14 protein-coding genes and 1 tRNA gene are annotated in these 15,265 nt (G+C 60.8%); 10 read left to right on the plus strand and 5 right to left on the minus strand.

Annotated features, from left to right (window positions below):
• Positions 1–57 precede the first annotated feature (57 nt).
• Positions 58–135: transfer RNA gene (locus V9T28_RS08505), tRNA-Pro, on the plus strand.
• Between the two features lie 132 nt (positions 136–267).
• Here V9T28_RS08505 and V9T28_RS08510 read toward each other — a convergent pair.
• On the minus strand, positions 268–2,088 hold the full coding sequence (locus tag V9T28_RS08510) for a Tad domain-containing protein (RefSeq protein ID WP_158554666.1): 1,821 nt from the start codon (positions 2,086–2,088) through the stop codon (positions 268–270).
• Positions 2,089–2,870: 782 nt separating this feature from the next.
• Between V9T28_RS08510 and V9T28_RS08515 the strand changes: the two genes are divergently transcribed.
• Positions 2,871–3,719: a dienelactone hydrolase family protein gene (locus V9T28_RS08515; protein ID WP_116398567.1), complete on the plus strand. Its 849-nt coding sequence runs from the start codon at positions 2,871–2,873 to the stop codon at positions 3,717–3,719.
• A gap of 56 nt (positions 3,720–3,775) precedes the next feature.
• Here the strand turns inward: V9T28_RS08515 and V9T28_RS08520 are convergent, their stop codons facing one another.
• Complete coding sequence (locus V9T28_RS08520) at positions 3,776–4,315, minus strand: hypothetical protein (protein WP_116398568.1); 540 nt, start codon at positions 4,313–4,315, stop codon at positions 3,776–3,778.
• Between the two features lie 113 nt (positions 4,316–4,428).
• On the opposite strand from V9T28_RS08520, the gene V9T28_RS08525 reads away from it, so the two are divergent.
• Positions 4,429–5,352: a LysR family transcriptional regulator gene (locus V9T28_RS08525; protein ID WP_116398569.1), complete on the plus strand. Its 924-nt coding sequence runs from the start codon at positions 4,429–4,431 to the stop codon at positions 5,350–5,352.
• Positions 5,353–5,375: 23 nt separating this feature from the next.
• Here V9T28_RS08525 and V9T28_RS08530 read toward each other — a convergent pair whose 3' ends face one another.
• Positions 5,376–5,597 carry a DUF2842 domain-containing protein gene (locus tag V9T28_RS08530; RefSeq protein ID WP_116398570.1) on the minus strand — a complete coding sequence of 74 codons (222 nt, stop codon included), beginning with the start codon at positions 5,595–5,597 and terminating at the stop codon, positions 5,376–5,378.
• Between the two features lie 112 nt (positions 5,598–5,709).
• Between V9T28_RS08530 and V9T28_RS08535 the strand changes: the two genes are divergently transcribed.
• The 5 genes from V9T28_RS08535 to V9T28_RS08555 all read left to right on the plus strand — a co-directional run bounded on the left by V9T28_RS08535 (position 5,710) and on the right by V9T28_RS08555 (position 10,485).
• A complete protein-coding gene (locus V9T28_RS08535) occupies positions 5,710–6,771 on the plus strand; it encodes a COX15/CtaA family protein (RefSeq protein WP_116399766.1) in 1,062 nt (353 codons plus the stop codon).
• Positions 6,772–6,856: 85 nt separating this feature from the next.
• Complete coding sequence (gene aspA / locus V9T28_RS08540; protein WP_116398571.1) at positions 6,857–8,272, plus strand: aspartate ammonia-lyase; 1,416 nt, start codon at positions 6,857–6,859, stop codon at positions 8,270–8,272.
• Positions 8,273–8,337: 65 nt separating this feature from the next.
• A complete protein-coding gene (locus V9T28_RS08545; protein WP_116398572.1) occupies positions 8,338–9,408 on the plus strand; it encodes an enoyl-CoA hydratase/isomerase family protein in 1,071 nt (356 codons plus the stop codon).
• 15 nt (positions 9,409–9,423) lie between these two features.
• The gene (locus V9T28_RS08550) at positions 9,424–9,885 is read left to right on the plus strand and encodes a DUF6163 family protein (protein ID WP_116398573.1); all 462 of its coding nucleotides are present in this window, start codon (positions 9,424–9,426) and stop codon (positions 9,883–9,885) included.
• A 246-nt stretch (positions 9,886–10,131) separates the two neighbouring features.
• Entirely contained in the window at positions 10,132–10,485 is a 354-nt protein-coding gene (locus V9T28_RS08555) for a VOC family protein (RefSeq protein ID WP_116398574.1), read from the plus strand.
• 9 nt (positions 10,486–10,494) lie between these two features.
• Here the strand turns inward: V9T28_RS08555 and V9T28_RS08560 are convergent, their stop codons facing one another.
• Positions 10,495–11,379, minus strand: coding sequence for a FecR family protein (locus V9T28_RS08560; protein ID WP_158554667.1), 885 nt, complete (start codon positions 11,377–11,379; stop codon positions 10,495–10,497).
• A gap of 386 nt (positions 11,380–11,765) precedes the next feature.
• Here V9T28_RS08560 and V9T28_RS08565 point away from each other — a divergent pair, with 386 nt between their 5' ends.
• On the plus strand, positions 11,766–13,022 hold the full coding sequence (locus tag V9T28_RS08565) for a L,D-transpeptidase family protein (RefSeq protein WP_116399767.1): 1,257 nt from the start codon (positions 11,766–11,768) through the stop codon (positions 13,020–13,022).
• A 158-nt stretch (positions 13,023–13,180) separates the two neighbouring features.
• Here V9T28_RS08565 and V9T28_RS08570 read toward each other — a convergent pair whose 3' ends face one another.
• Entirely contained in the window at positions 13,181–13,753 is a 573-nt protein-coding gene (locus V9T28_RS08570; protein WP_116398576.1) for a DUF4337 domain-containing protein, read from the minus strand.
• A gap of 482 nt (positions 13,754–14,235) precedes the next feature.
• On the opposite strand from V9T28_RS08570, the gene V9T28_RS08575 reads away from it, so the two are divergent.
• Positions 14,236–15,255 (plus strand): amino acid ABC transporter substrate-binding protein, encoded by a 1,020-nt coding sequence (locus V9T28_RS08575; RefSeq protein ID WP_116398577.1) that lies wholly within the window; start codon positions 14,236–14,238, stop codon positions 15,253–15,255.
• Positions 15,256–15,265: the final 10 nt, after the last annotated feature.

Below are 15,265 nucleotides of genomic sequence, written 5' to 3' on the forward strand. Positions count from 1 at the left end.
AAATTTCGCCGCCGCGGCGTTGCATCATCCGGAGGCGTTCACTATAAGGGCCGCAGTCGGAGTGTAGCGCAGCCCGGTTAGCGCACTAGTCTGGGGGACTAGGGGTCGTGGGTTCGAATCCCGCCACTCCGACCATTTATCTCGCTGAAAATCAATGTATTAACCGGCGCTCCAACGTCGGTGCCTGTCTAGATTTCGCTTGAGTCGCGATGGCGCGAGATTTCCTGCTGTGGCGGGTCCTACAAATCGCGCGCTATGGCGTGAAGTTCACCTGTAAAGTTGCACCGACTGCACCAAGCTGCCCTGACCAGCCGAACCCGGCGTAAGGCGTCCGAGATATTCAGCATAGGTCGTGGTGCCGTCGTAGGGTTGGGTCATGAAGAACTTGCCGTAAGTCGCGACCGGGACGCCGGTGGCGGCTCCGTTCATCGACACGGGGCTGCTTTGGCAGTTTATGATGGGTACGATGAGCATGCGGCGCAGGCCTGTCGTATCGGGAGTTGACGAGCTGCATGTGGGCGCGCCGCTCTCCCCGCCTGACGACGTGTTGCTGATGAGGCTATTGGTGTTTTCGTAATTGTAGACGGCGCTACGCGTGATGGAGGAATAGGGTGACCCCTGGCACCCGGTCGGCGCTCCGACGTTCGGATGTGCCGTGCTCCAATAGCCGGCAAAGGTAATCGTCGTGCCGGAGGGGATAATGACCACAGAGAGTAGGCTTGGATTCGGATTCGAGAGCGTCACCGTTGTCGAGGTCGGCTGCTGCGATACATAGGTGTTCGCCGGAAAGAGGGCACTATTGACACCCATGCCCTGGAAAATCCCGGTGGTCGAGCCAAAGGTGAGCGTGATGTTCGACCCCCCCGATTTTCCCAATGACACGGTGATGCTGGTCGCAGTCGTCTTGTAGGAAATATCGCCGCAAACCCAATTGCCGTCGCCATATGCTGAGGATGTGCAAGTGCCCGCCAGGATGCAATTGTCCTCCGGCAGTGCGGCGGCGGCCTGGGTGCTGTAGGGAGATTTACCCGTATAGCCCGGTGGCCAAGATCCGTTCGTGCTTTCGTTGCAGCCGCTGCCAGTATAGCCCTTGCGCACGTTCTGATCGGGGGCGTAATTCGGGTCGCTGCTGCACTTCTTCCAGGAGTTGGTGTAAATATCGAAACGGATGTTGAGCGCGAGCAGCGTTGGGGTCTTGACGCCGGGGTTCAGGTTGACTGTCCGTGCATTGGTGCATGTATCCGGCTGGGCGACAGCGAGTTCCTGGCCGGTCGTCTGTCCGCCCGGGCCGCACGTCTCGTTGCTGGTCCCTTCGGTATCGGGCTGAAGCCAGCCGTAATTGCCTGGCGTATAGGAGCTTCCGGGAGGGGTGGTGATCGGCACCTGATGCCCCACGAGCGTCGTTTCGGCGTCCAGCAAGGCTTGTGTCGCCTGCGAATAGGTCATCCCGCTTGTCTCGAACGGGTTGCAGACAAAGAGGGGTTGCGCACCGCAGACCGTCTCGGTCAGGCCCGCGACCGCCGCCGCGGTGGTGGTCAGCGATTTGCTGCCACCGAAAAACGATGCCGGCAAGATCGTTGTCATCGCCGTCGGCGTCGCCGTGACCTGCACATACTGCGCCTGAGTCGGGTCTGTCGTCACATAGCTCGAGGGGATCGGGGTGACGGAGCCGGCCGGGAGACCGCTATAGAATGTGATGCTCGTAATGGTGACATTGGCATTCGCGCCGCTGCCGAAAACACTGGAATTCGAGACCCAGTTTGCGTTCGTATTGTTGATCGCCGCCGTCGCGCGCGTGATCGCGTCGGGAAAACCGTTCAGTTCGGCCGCTCCCGCAATGGCGAGCGCGTCCGTGCCTTTTTGCAATTGCGTCTGCAGCGAAACGTAGCGCGCGCCGTCCAATGCCAGCACCGACACGCCGACGATCACGACGAGCATGATCGTCACATACGGCAGGATGACGCCGCGCGTGTCCTCGCCGAAAGCCCGCACACTCGCGACAAGATGTTTCCACAGATCGCGGACACGAAAGCCGCTACGCTGCTTGCGCGACCTGTCGGTCGCCGATCTTTTCCCCCAGATCCCCATATCCATCTGCCCCCAAAATGGAGCGCCAATGCCTTATGTCCTTGTGGACAAATGGCTAGCGTCCCCATCCAATAGTAATTTTCGGCCAATGATACCCGTCTGCCGATAAGCGCAACCTAACTCAACAAATCTATCCAGGTGCCGACGGCGGTACGCCACTGAGGCCTCGGGCATGTCCTGAGCCGCTTTGGAAACGAATGAGTCCGGAAGATTGCCCCCCCAAGAGCCCTTCCTGACCCTGCCTAATTTGATGGGATGACGTGGCCATCTGCCTCAGCATCCATCTTTCCGTCGCCTGTGGCCGACTGAAGTCGACGATAGGCAAGAATCCTGATCGAATGCGCGACTTCGCTCGGATTCCACCCTGCAGCGACTGCTGCATCAAATATTTCGCGGATCACGGCGTCAAGTGCTCGATCACAATCAGAAATGCGATCAAGGTATTTCTCAGGCCGATTCGGGCTCGTAATTATCATCATGACGCAAGCTAGGCGCGCGTCGATCGCATGATCAAATCAGCTTTTTGGTGTATCAGTCACATCCTGCACAGGTTTGGATTCACGCAGCTTCCGTATGACGGATCGATACTTGCGGCTACAGGCATGCCTCCCGAGGCATTCCCTAGACGCTCCTTAGCCCGCGGCTCTGTCGATCGAGGGATGTTCATCTGTGGCACGGCTTGATTTTGACAGGTGGCCACGAATGCTGCGTTGGTCACACCTTTGCCATATGGCCGGGAACAAATCACGCGGGGCGTTTCGAACAGCGCAGGAAGATTTCAAATGACTCAAATCGATCAATTGGAGCCAGTCGACAATGCGCGGCGCACCTTGGTCACAGGATCGTTGGCCGCGGGTTTCGCGCTGGCAGTACAGCCAGTGGCGGCGGCGACGATCGTAACCGATTCGTCCGGCTTGACCGACGGGATGGTGACGATAACGTCCGCGGATATGCAATTGCCGGCCTATCGCGCCTATCCGGCCGGCAATGTGCATGCGCCGGTCATTCTGGTCGTGCAGGAGATTTTCGGCCTGCACGAGCATATCAAGGACATTTGCCGCCGGTTGGCCAAAGCCGGTTATTACGCCATCGCGCCGGACCTTTATGTGCGCGAGGGCGACGCGACGAAGGCCGACATGCAGACCATCGTTCAGACCATCGTGCCGAAAGTGGCCGACGCACAGGTTCTCGGCGACCTCGATTCCTCCGTGCGCTTCGCCAAGGAGGAAGGGGCGGACACGGACCGTCTCGGCGTCACCGGCTTTTGCTGGGGTGGCCGGATCGTCTGGCTTTACGCCGCGCATAATGCCGCGCTCAAGGCCGCCGTTGCCTGGTATGGCCGGGTCGCCGGCAATACGACGTCACTGCAGCCGAAAAATCCGATCGATATAGCCGCCGACCTGCATGCACCGGTGCTCGGTCTGTACGGCGGCGCCGATCAGAGCATTCCGGTCGAGACATTGGACGCGATGAAAAAGGCGGCGGACGCGGCGGGCAAGAAGACCGAGTTCGTGGTCTACCCGGATACCCCGCACGCCTTCAACGCCGATTATCGGCCCTCCTATCGTGAGGGACCGGCCAAGGATGGCTGGGCCAAAATGCTCGCCTGGTTCAAGGATAACGGGCTCTAGCCTGGTACTTGCCGCAGGAAGTTGACTATCGCGGCGCGTTCCTGCTTCGCCGTGCCTTAGCCTATTTTGGCCCCAGGCACGGCCGCATCGCCGGCGAGCGTCTCGGCCTTCTTGGACTGATGCCGCACGAGCAAATACAGCGCGGCGACATGGGTGATCATCAGCAATGGCACATAGATGATCGGGATCAGGTAGGTGCTGGCTAATTGCCCCGATAAGGCGGGAAGATTGTACAAAGCGCCATGATAGTAATCGATCAGGATATCGGCCGCTCCCACCACGTTGTAAGCGGCAACGAGGGGCCAGAAGAAGGCGCGCACCCTGATCGTGAGAAGCGCCAAGATGGCCAGCAGTCCCGTTGCGAAGTCACCATAGGCGGCGAACTGGGCAAAGTCGGAGGGGAGATCGGGGCCCACGACGCCGGGAATGATAAAGACCAGACCGAAGAAGCGGAAGCTGTGCAGAATGGCGATGACGCGTTGCGCCTCGACCGGATCCATCCCCTTGAGCCTCGGCCAGAAATACGCGCTGAAGCAGAGCAGCCACGGAACGTAGCCAAGGACGAGATGTAGGTTGAAGATGATAGTCGGCGACATTCGTAAACTCCTTCGGCTGTCGAGACTCGCGAGCCTCCGGCGCAGCCTCGATTTTCGGGAGAGATGTATGCCTGCTTGTTGGGAGTGACTATTCGCGATAATTTCGATGGGCTATGAAGCAGAACTTAACAGTCCGGCAGGGTGCGCTCGACGGGGTTGAAGCGTTTCTGAGCGTCGCGCAGCACCGCAGCTTTCGCAAAGCGGCTGCGAAACTCGGGGTCACGCCGTCGGCAATCAGTCAGACGGTGCGCGCGCTTGAGGCGCGGATCGGCACGGCGCTGTTCATTCGCACGACGCGCAGTGTCGGCCTGACAGAGGCGGGCGAGCGCTTCCTGGCGCGCGCAAAGCCGGCTTTCGAGGAACTCGTTGTCGCCAGCGAAGTCGCGCGCGATCTCGGGCAGCGGCCTGCCGGAGTGTTGCGCCTTTCGGTGCCGCGCGCGGTCATGCCCATTCTCTTGGGGCCGCTGATCGCCTCCTTTTGCCAGGCCTATCCCGAGATCGAGGTGGAGATCGACGCGAACGAGCGGCTTATCGACCTCGCAGCCGAGGGATTTGACGCCGGTATCCGGCTGGGCCAATTCGTCGCTGCCGATATGGTCGCGGTGCGTCTGACGCCGTCCTTCTCGCTCGCGGTCGTTGGCAGCCCGGACTACCTGCGTCAGCGCCAAATACCCGAACGCGTCGACGATCTGCGCAACCATGCCTGTTTGCGGTTTCGCCGCACGGACGGGTCGATCGCGCCCTGGTCTTTTGTCGACCGCAACAAGGCGCTTGAGGCGATCGTTTCGGGACCGCTCATCGCGCATGATTATCCCACATTGCTTGGAGCGGCGATTCAAGGTCTTGGGCTCGCGCAATTGCCGGCTCCGATCGCAAGCGAGTCCGTGAAGGCTGGACAGCTCGCGTGCGTGCTCGAGCGGTTCGCGCCAAAGGTGTCCGGCGTATTCCTCTATTATCCGGCGCACCGCCAGTTGATGCCGAAGCTGCGGGCCTTCATCGATCACGTGAAAAGTCGCGCCTCAGGCCGGGTGAAGTGACCGCTTGTCAAAGAACTGATGGTCTAGGTGTTGCGTGGTGTCTTGGCCGTTTCCATCCACCGGATGACCGGCATGACCGGCAGGATCCAGCCGAGGCCGAGCAGGGCGTAGACGGGAATCTGCAGCCATTTCGGCCAGCTTTGCACCAATGGTGATTGCGCCAGGACGAGCGCAATCAGCGAATAGACGATGACGAACAGCACGATCGCGACCGCGCCGAACAGTTTGCGGAAGCGGTTGTGCATCATTGTCTCCAACTGTGCTAAAGGCGCTGGGTGCGACGTGCCGACGATGGACGGCGGCGAATTTGCGTCCTATGTGTGCCGCTGGGCGAGGAAGATCAAGCGGGAATTTGAGATGAGTGCGATAGCCGGCAGCGTTCAAGCCAAAGCCACCCGAAGCGTGGACGGCAAGGCCGTGCAAATCTGGCTGTGGTGCATCGCGGCCATGATCTTTGCCATCGTGGTTGTCGGCGGCGCGACCCGGCTCACGGAATCGGGCCTATCGATCACCGAATGGAAGCCGATTTCCGGCGTCATCCCGCCCTTGAGTGCCGACGCCTGGGCGGCGGAATTCGAACGCTACAAGCAGATTCCGCAATATTCCAAGATCTTCCCCGATATGGACGTGGATGGGTTCAAGTTCATTTTCTATTGGGAATGGAGTCATCGCCTGCTGGCCCGCACCATCGGCCTCGTCGCCCTGCTGCCGCTGCTGTGGTTTTGGTTCCGCGGCCAGCTCTCGCGGCAATTGCTGCCCAAGGCGGTCCTGATCCCGGTGTTGATCGGCTGCGAAGGCCTGCTCGGCTGGTTCATGGTGATGTCGGGCCTCGCGGACCGGACAGAGGTCTCGCAATACCGGCTGGCCGCGCATTTGCTGCTCGCCTCCTTCACGTTCGGCTATGTGACTTGGCTTGCGACCGGCCTGATCGCCAAGGCGCGCCAGCCCGAGCGTCAGTCGGCCTTCGTGCGGCACTTCGCCAGTGTCGTGCTGGTGCTGGTCTTTGTGCAGATCGGCCTTGGTGCGCTGGTTGCCGGTTTGCGGGCCGGGCTGACCTATAACACCTGGCCGATGATGGACGGGCATTTCGTGCCACCGACGGAATACCTCACTTCGCTCGCACCGGCGTGGCGGAACCTGTTCGAGAATGTCGTGACCGTGCAATTCCAGCACCGTATGATCGCCTATCTGGTCGTCATCCTCGCGATCTGTCAGGCGTTTGCCGCATACGGCCTTGGCAACGGGGCGAAGGTGCAGCGCCGCGCCGTCGCGGTGGCCGGTCTAGCGTTGGTGCAGGCCGCGATCGGTATTGTGACGCTGGTATTGGCGGTGCCGCTCGGGGCCGGCCTGCTGCATCAGGCCTTCGCCATGGTGCTGTTCGCCATGTGTGTCGTGCATCGACGTTTGAGCGCTCGCTAATACCCTTTCCCGATTATTCACGGACTGTGGCGCCCGTGCAAAATGGCGTGATGGTCCGAACGATAAATGACCAGGGAGTGAAAAGATGAGCACCGACAGCGCCACCCGCCGCGAGCACGATCTCTTGGGCGACCGCGACGTTCCCGCCAATGTCTATTGGGGCGTGCATACGCTGCGCGCGACCGAGAATTTTCCCATCACCGGCGTGTCGATCGGCCGCGTGCCGGAATTCGTACGGGCGCTGGTGCTGGTGAAGAAGGCTGCGGCGCTCGCCAATGCCGAACTCGGCGATCTCGACGCGCGCCGGGCGCAGGCGATCGTCCAGGCCTGCGACGAAATCAATGGCGGCGCGCTGCATGATCAATTCGTGGTCGATGTCATTCAGGGCGGTGCCGGCACGTCGAGCAACATGAATGCCAATGAGGTCATCGCCAATCGGGCACTCGAAATCCTCGGCCATCCGAAAGGCGACTACAAGGAGCTGCACCCGAACAATCACGTCAACATGGCGCAAAGCACCAATGACGTCTATCCGACGGCGATCAAGCTCGGCCTGACCTTCGCGATCCACGATCTTCTGAAAGTCATGGGCGAGCTGCGTGGCGCTTTCGCCGCCAAGGCGGAGGAATTCGCCGATGTGCTGAAAATGGGCCGCACCCAATTGCAGGACGCGGTGCCGATGACGCTGGGGCAAGAATTCTCGACCTACGCGGTCATGCTCGGCGAGGACGAAAGCCGGCTTGCCGAGGCGACCGCGCTGATCAACGAAATCAATCTCGGCGCGACGGCGATCGGCACCGGCATCAACACAGACCCGGAATATGCGCGCATCGTGTGCGCCAAGCTGATCGAAGTATCCGGCATTCACGTCATGACGGCGGGCAATCTGATCGAGGCGACGCAGGACACCGGCTCCTTCGTCCAATTGTCCGGCGTGCTGAAGCGCATCGCGGCGAAGATTTCCAAGATTTGCAACGATTTGCGGCTGCTGTCTTCCGGGCCGCAGGCCGGCCTGAACGAAATCAAGCTGCCGGAGAAGCAGGCGGGCTCGTCGATCATGCCGGGCAAGGTCAATCCGGTCATTCCAGAAGTGGTCAACCAGGTGGCGTTCGAAGTGATCGGCAACGACATTGCTGTCACCATGGCCTCCGAGGCCGGCCAACTGCAGCTCAACGCCTTCGAGCCGATCATGGGCTGGAGCCTGTTCAAGAGCCTGAAGCACCTCAAGGCGGCGTTCGTGACCCTGCGTATCAATTGCGTCGAGGGGATTACGGCCAACAAGGAGGCCTTGGCGGCGAAAGTGCGCAGTTCGGCTGGTCTTGCGACGGCGCTCAATCCCTATCTCGGCTATGAGAACGCGACCATGATCGCCCGAGAGGCGATGCGCACCGGGCGTCCCGTGCCGGATCTCGTGCTGGAACACGGCCTGATGGACAAGGCCAAACTCGACTCGGTGCTGAGCCCGGATGCTTTGACAAGGCCGGGCCACCACGCAAAATAGCCCGATTGAAGGAGCGGACCGCGCCGCGACGGCTGCGGTCCGTTCATAGCCCACGGGAGCAGCCCATGCACGACAGCGCCAGCGAGCCGGAAGTCATTTGCGAGAAGCGCGGGCACGCGGGCGTCATCACCATGAACCGGCCCAAGGCGCTGAATGCACTGACCCTGACGATGGTGCGCGACATGGCGCAGGCGCTCGACGAATGGGAGCTTGACCCATCCGTCCGCCACATCGTGCTGACGGGGGCGGGCGGGAAGGCGTTCTGCGCCGGCGGCGACATCCGCAAGCTCTACGATCTGGGCAAGGTCGGCCGGCAGCAGGAGGCGGTGCGCTTCTGGCGCGAGGAATATATCCTCAATCACCGCATCAAGACCTATTCCAAACCCTATGTCTCGCTCATCGACGGCATCTGCATGGGCGGCGGGGCCGGCGTGTCGCTGCCGGGCTCGTACCAAGTGGCTGGGGACAATTATCTCTTCGCCATGCCCGAGGTCGGTATCGGCTTCTTTCCGGATGTCGGCGCCAGCTATTTCCTGCCGCGGCTACCCGATCACTCCGGCTTCTGGCTGGCGCTCACCGGTGGTCGGATCAGATTGGCCGACGCCATGGCCCTTGGCCTCGCCGGCCATTACGTCCCGACGGCAAAGTTTCCCGCCCTGTTCGACGCCCTGGCGGCGGCAAAGGATGTGGGCAGCACGATTGCCGCCTTTGCGGAAAAGCCGCCCGGTTCGACTTTGCGCGATGATTGCCGGCAGATCGAGGCCGTTCTGTCGTTGCATGACGGGTCGAAAATTGTCGAGCAACTGGAAGGTGATGAAGCATCTTCCTTGGAATTCGCACGAAAGACAGCGGCGACCATCCGGACAAAATCGCCGATGAGTCTCGCCATCACCTTGGCGCAAATGCACCGCGGCAAGGGGCTGGCGTCCTTCGCCGATGTGATGAAAATGGAGTTCCGCATCGTCTCGCGCATCTGCCACGGCCACGATTTCTACGAGGGGATCCGCGCCGTCCTGGTCGATAAGGACAATGCGCCCCACTGGCAGCCGGCAAGTTTCGACGCCGTCGATCCGGCGGCGGTCGACGCGCATTTTGCCTCGTTGGGTGACGACGAGCTTGTATTTCCCGTCCGGTGATATAGGCGTGGGCGCATGAAGACTCAGAAAGCGCCGAGCCGCGTCCATATCGAAAGCCAGCCGCTCGCTGCCATCGCCCTGAAACGGCCTAAGGCCGCCGCGTCACGCTGGGGGTTCTGGCTGATCGTGTTCATGCGCGTCCTGTCGGTTCTGTGGATCGCGCAAGGGCTTTATGCCTGGATGCTTATTCTTGCCCCGCAATATGCCGGTCAACCGGACTTCCAGCTCGTGCCGGATGCCCGCGCCGGCAGCATCATCTTCTTCTGCGTCATCGACCTAATCGCCGCGGTCGGGCTATGGCTCACGGCTGCCTGGGGCGGGGTGCTCTGGCTGTTCGATGCGCTCGCCAAATCCGTGCTGGCGATCACGATGCCGCTGTTGATCCGCGGCGGCCTCACCATGCCGATCGCGACGTTCGTGCTGCTCACCGCCTATTTCGTGCTGAATTTCCTGGCTGCGCGGGAAGGGGATCGTTAAGGCGCTGTATATCATATTGATATTGTTGATATATTTGCTCTACTAGTTTGATTTCAAAAAATTTTCATGTGTACCTCTCCCGCCCCCCGGATCCGCTTTTTGCAGGGGCAAAGCCGATCCGCACGTGGCGAATATTCATGTTTTGTTCTAGCATTATTTTGCAACTTTGTCTATTCTCGCCTCAGGATGATCGCGAGGGCGGCGCGCGTTCATGGTCTCCTCGAAAAAGCGTGAAAGGACAGCGTCATGGCGCATAGCGGCAGCAACCATAAGATCGACTATATCGAACTCGCCGTCGCGGATATTGGCCGCTCGCGCCAATTCTACGGTGCGGCGTTCGGCTGGACGTTCACCGATTACGGTCCGGACTATTGCGAATTCAACGACGGCCGGCTGAGGGGCGGCTTCACAACGTTCGGTGCGCCCAAGCCCGGCGGGCCACTCATCGTGCTTTATGCCGATGATCTGGAAGATGCCGAGCGGCGGACCAAGGTTGCGGGGGCGGACATCGTCAAACCGATCTTCGCCTTCCCCGGCGGGCGGCGATTCCACTTTACCGATCCGGACGGCTACGAACTCGCCGTCTGGTCGGCGCAGTAAATCGCGCCTTTACCGGCCATTCGGGTAATCGGGATAGGGCATGCGGCGTCCCGGGCCACCGCGATCGCCGCGACCCCATCCGCCCATGCCACGGCCGCCTTCGCCGCCGCGCCGGCCGCCGCCATCATACCCGTGCCCACGGCCGCCGAACCATCGCCCGCCAGGGCCGAACCAGCGTCCGCCGGGGATGCCGCCAAGAGGAGGTCCGTAGCCGCCGCGGACGGGCGGTCCATAGCCGTTGCCATAGACTGGGCCGCCATCATCGCCGCCGTCGGGGCCAGGAGGTGGCGGGGGCAAGCGGCCCTCGCGCCGCCGAGGCGGGGTGGAGCCGCGGTCGATGTGGGGCGGAACATTTACGCTGGCAGAGACATGCTGGCGCGGTCGCACTTCGACGCACTGAGTGCCGTCGGGGCGGCAGACGACGACGATGCCTTGCTCGACATCGAGGCCAAGGTGCCCCGAATGGACCTCGAAAGTGAATCGGGTTCCGCGCACGCCGATCACGGCCACGTCGGGGATCTTGATGCTGTAGGCCTTGTGATCGGACACGCCGGTGGTGAAGCGGAACACGCCCTTGGTGGTCGAGAGGGCGAAATCGCTTGCTGTCTGTTGCGTGTTGAAGACGAACTTATCAAGTTTGATCGAGGAACCGGGCCCGACCGACAGATCGGTATTGTCGACGAAACGCAGATGGGCGAGGCCGCTCGGTTTGGTTTCAATGACCTCATCGGCACCCAAAGCGTCGCCGGTATTCAGCGTGCCCGCGTGGCCGGCGCCCGTACCCGAGGCGCTCGGCTGCACCTTCGTCGCCGTTCCGATCGACTCGTCCGCCCGGGCGGCTCCTGCCAGGAGGCACATGAACAGGAGAAGGGAGAGGCGGGATGGGCGGCGCATGCGCATCGAACTCCGGGAAGATTTGTCTCTTTCCCGCACTTGTTCATGCCGGGCGCTACCCGTCTGTGTCATTGCGCACCTGCCTACGCGCGCGAAACTGTTGCCGATCGGACACGCATCATTGCGATGCCGCATATGTGATACAAGGACTTTGATTATGCCACAAAATAGCCCCGGTTGGTCGCTTTTTCTTTACGAACTCTATGGTATCCGCCTGACAGTTGGATCGCGCTCGCCTCTCGTTTCCAGTATTTGGTTTTGATGGGACAAGCTTGGGCCTTTTGGCCGTCAATACATTCGGAGCAGTTGCTGTGATTGATCAGCCCTCGATTTCTTCCCGCTCGGCGACGCGCCGGCAATTTGCGCAGCTTGGCCTTACCACGGCTCTGAGCTTGCTGTTCGCTGGATCGGCTTTTGCCGCTCCGCTCGACCCATCGGCGGACGGCCAGGCCGAGTGGGCCCAGAACTACGACACCGCGCAAAATCTTGCGGTGCAGCGGTCGACGACGCCGCTTCTGTCGCAGCAGACCTATACTGCCACCGAAGCCGCGATCGAACGTTACAAGCAGATTCAGGCACAGGGCGGCTGGGGCACCGTGCCCGGCGGGCCGGGGCTGAAGCTTGGCACCAAGGGGCAGCCAGTCGTCGCCTTGCGTAACCGTTTGATCGCCTCGGGCGACCTGACCAGCGAGGCCGGCACCTCGCCCATCTTCGACTCCTTCGTCGACGCCGGCCTGAAGCGCTTCCAGACCCGCCACGGCATTACCGCGAGCGGCGTCGTCACTGACGAGACGCTGACCGAATTGAACGTTCCGATCGATCTGCGCATCCGCCAGCTTGAGACCAACTTGGTGCGGCTGAAGGCCTTCACCGGCAATCTCGGCGCCCGTTATGTTGCCGCCAATATTCCGGCCGCCGCCGTCGAGACCGTCGAAAACGATGTGGTGCAGACCCATCATATCGCCGGTGTCGGCCGCATCGACCGCCAGTCCCCGGTGATGAACACCAAGGCGATCGACATCAACTTCAATCCCTATTGGACCGTGCCGGCTTCGATCATCCGCAAGGATCTGATCCCGAAGATGCAGCAGGATCCCAATTATCTGTCCGACAACCACATCCGGATCTTCAATTCCGCCGGTCAGGAAGTGCAGGCGAGCCAGATCAACTGGCATTCGATGGACGCCACCAATTATCGCTTCCGCGAGGATACCGGTGTCGAGAACTCGCTCGGTGTCGTGCGTATCAACATCAACAATCCTTACGGCGTCTACATGCACGACACGCCGACCAAGGGCATTTTCGGCGATGACGACCGCTTCGTTTCCTCCGGCTGCATGCGCGTGCAGGACGTGCGCGACTACGTGGCCTGGCTCCTGAAGGACAATCCGGGTTGGGGCCGCGACCAGATCGACGAAGTGATCCGCTCGGGCCAGCGCGTCGACGTGAAACTGGCGCAGCCGGTTCCCGTCTACTGGGTCTACGTCACCGCTTGGGCAACGCCGGAAGGCATCGTGCAGTTCCGCAAGGACATTTACAAGCGCGACGGCTTCGGCGATTCGATCGCCACCGACCAGGCCTTCACCCCGGGCTATAAGCAGCCGGCCGTTCTGCCGCAGGACGATCAGGCCCAGGACGAATAATACCAACGGTCACGAAGAGTGACCGTTGGTTCCTTTCTTCATTTTTCGCCTTTTCAAGGCGATTGCGAAAGATGAAGAGCGGTCCAAAGGTCGCTTCTCGCGACCTTTGGTATAAGAACGAGACCGTTCGGAAGAAGCCCGCCGCCTGGCGGGCTTTTTTATGGGTGGGCCAGATAGGTCCAGGCCGCCCAGATGATACCGGCGATGCCAAGCAGGATCGAGCCGTACCAGGGCCAGCGCTGACCCTTGGTGATGATGGACACGGTCGCGACGGCAATGCCCACATGCACCATGGTTTCGGCCAAGGTTAGGCCGTGGTGGCGGCCTTCATGCCGCTCGCCGGCTTCGAGAAATTCGTCGCGCTGCTTTTGGAGCTCGTCGGCCTTCCGCTTCTCCTCGATATTGTCCTCTTCGTAATGTTTGGCTTGCTTGCGATAGTCATCCGCTTTGTCCGGATGCTCGTCGGCGGCGAGTTCGAACATTTTCTGCTTGATGCTGCGCGCCTGGTAATAGGCCCATTCGTCGCTTGCCTGCGCCTGGCGCAGGACGGCCGAGTTCTTGTCGGAAATCGCCGCCCCGGTTTCCGTCGTCTCGAAGCTCGCAATCACGGCCGCGACCACGGCCAGAACGGCGATCGTGGCCGAAACGGTAATGAAAAACTGGTTGCCCTCATGCACCGCATGTTCGGCATGCTCGGCATGTTCCATATGTTCGCTCGGCAGCTCGTCCATCATTTGCCCCCAATCAAAACGAGAAAAAACGCGCGGATTCGAAATTTAACCCGTTCGGTAAAGCAAAAATGAGGGCGGAAAGATAGAGGCCGACCGACTGCCGCTCGCGCCCGCCCGGCCGATGGGCATTGCCTCGTCCAGTTCGGCCAGAGCATGCAATTTAAGATATAGATTTTCTGGAAAATGGGGTTCTGCTTCGAACATATCGGAACGCTTCAAAGGGCCACGCGGGAACCGGCTTACGGCGCGGGTTCGGGCGTTCAAACGCACGGTAACCCCTTGGCTGCGTTGGGATTGCTTTGTGTTTGAGCAGAAAGGTCAGTCCATGCACAGAGCTGCTATGCATTGGGCCTTGACCTCGTCTGGAAAACCGCATGTGATGCTGCACGCGCTCTTTCGGTTGCCGTTATGAGGTTTAACCGCGCGTTGACGGGCATTTTGCGCATCACACGAAAACATCCTTCTTGGGAGCGAGGCATCAGATGAAACGGATTCTAACCACCTTGGCTGTGGTCGCAGCGGCGCTGGGCGGATTGGCGGCGTCGGCGCATGCCGACACGCTCGACACGGTGAAACAGCGCGGTCAACTGATCTGCGGCTCGAACACCGGCTTGCCGGGGTTCGGCATTCCCGATGACAAGGGAAACTGGACCGGGCTCGACGTCGATTTCTGCCGCGCCGTCGCGGTCGCGATCTTCAACGATCCGACCAAGGTCAAATTCGTGCCGCTCAACGCGAAGGACCGCTTTACGGCGCTTCAGGCCGGAGAAGTCGACGTGCTGGCGCGCAACGGAACCTGGACGCTCACTCGCGAGTCGACCCTTGCTTTGCTGTTTGCCGGCCCGAATTATTATGACGGCCAGGGCTTCTTGGTGCGCAAGAAGCTGAACGTGTCGTCGGCGCTGGAATTGAACGGCGCTTCGATCTGCGTGCAGCAGGGCACGACGACCGAACTCAACCTTGCCGACTATTTCCGCGCGCATAACATGAAGTTCGAGCCGGTCGTGTTCACCGAAATGACCGAGGTGATCAAGGCCTATGATTCCGGGCGCTGCGACGCGTTGACCGACGATTCGTCCGGCCTTGCCGCCTATCGCCTGAAAATGACCAACCCCGACGAACATGTGCTGCTGCCCGAGATTATCTCGAAAGAGCCCCTGGCGCCGGCGGTTCGCCAAGGCGACGACAAATGGTTCAACATCATTCGCTGGGTCGGCTATGCCATGATCCAGGCGGAGGAATTCGGCATCACGTCGCAGAACGTCGACGACATGATGAAATCGGACAACCCGGACATCAAGCGCTTCCTCGGGCTTGACGGCGATCTTGGCAAGTCGCTCGGCCTCAACAACGACTGGGCCTATCAGATCGTGAAGAAGGTGGGCAATTACGGCGAAGTCTTTGAGAAGAATCTGGGCGACGGCACGCCGCTCAAGCTCAAGCGCGGCCTCAACCAATTGTGGACCAAGGGCGGATTGCAATACGCGCCGCCGCTGCGCTGATGCGCAGGAT

It is taken from the genome of Methylovirgula sp. 4M-Z18 (assembly GCF_037890675.1).
Taxonomy (GTDB): domain Bacteria; phylum Pseudomonadota; class Alphaproteobacteria; order Rhizobiales; family Beijerinckiaceae; genus 4M-Z18.

Bases quoted from the DNA above. Each gene is read 5' to 3' on its own strand.
- V9T28_RS08510 (WP_158554666.1), bottom strand. From the start codon at position 2,088: ATGGGGATCTGGGGGAAAAGATCGGCGACCGACAGGTCGCGCAAGCAG.
- V9T28_RS08515 (WP_116398567.1), top strand. From the start codon at position 2,871: ATGACTCAAATCGATCAATTGGAGCCAGTCGACAATGCGCGGCGCACC.
- V9T28_RS08520 (WP_116398568.1), bottom strand. From the start codon at position 4,315: ATGTCGCCGACTATCATCTTCAACCTACATCTCGTCCTTGGCTACGTT.
- V9T28_RS08525 (WP_116398569.1), top strand. From the start codon at position 4,429: ATGAAGCAGAACTTAACAGTCCGGCAGGGTGCGCTCGACGGGGTTGAA.
- V9T28_RS08530 (WP_116398570.1), bottom strand. From the start codon at position 5,597: ATGCACAACCGCTTCCGCAAACTGTTCGGCGCGGTCGCGATCGTGCTG.
- V9T28_RS08535 (WP_116399766.1), top strand. From the start codon at position 5,710: ATGAGTGCGATAGCCGGCAGCGTTCAAGCCAAAGCCACCCGAAGCGTG.
- aspA (WP_116398571.1), top strand. From the start codon at position 6,857: ATGAGCACCGACAGCGCCACCCGCCGCGAGCACGATCTCTTGGGCGAC.
- V9T28_RS08545 (WP_116398572.1), top strand. From the start codon at position 8,338: ATGCACGACAGCGCCAGCGAGCCGGAAGTCATTTGCGAGAAGCGCGGG.
- V9T28_RS08550 (WP_116398573.1), top strand. From the start codon at position 9,424: ATGAAGACTCAGAAAGCGCCGAGCCGCGTCCATATCGAAAGCCAGCCG.
- V9T28_RS08555 (WP_116398574.1), top strand. From the start codon at position 10,132: ATGGCGCATAGCGGCAGCAACCATAAGATCGACTATATCGAACTCGCC.
- V9T28_RS08560 (WP_158554667.1), bottom strand. From the start codon at position 11,379: ATGCGCCGCCCATCCCGCCTCTCCCTTCTCCTGTTCATGTGCCTCCTG.
- V9T28_RS08570 (WP_116398576.1), bottom strand. From the start codon at position 13,753: ATGGACGAGCTGCCGAGCGAACATATGGAACATGCCGAGCATGCCGAA.
- V9T28_RS08575 (WP_116398577.1), top strand. From the start codon at position 14,236: ATGAAACGGATTCTAACCACCTTGGCTGTGGTCGCAGCGGCGCTGGGC.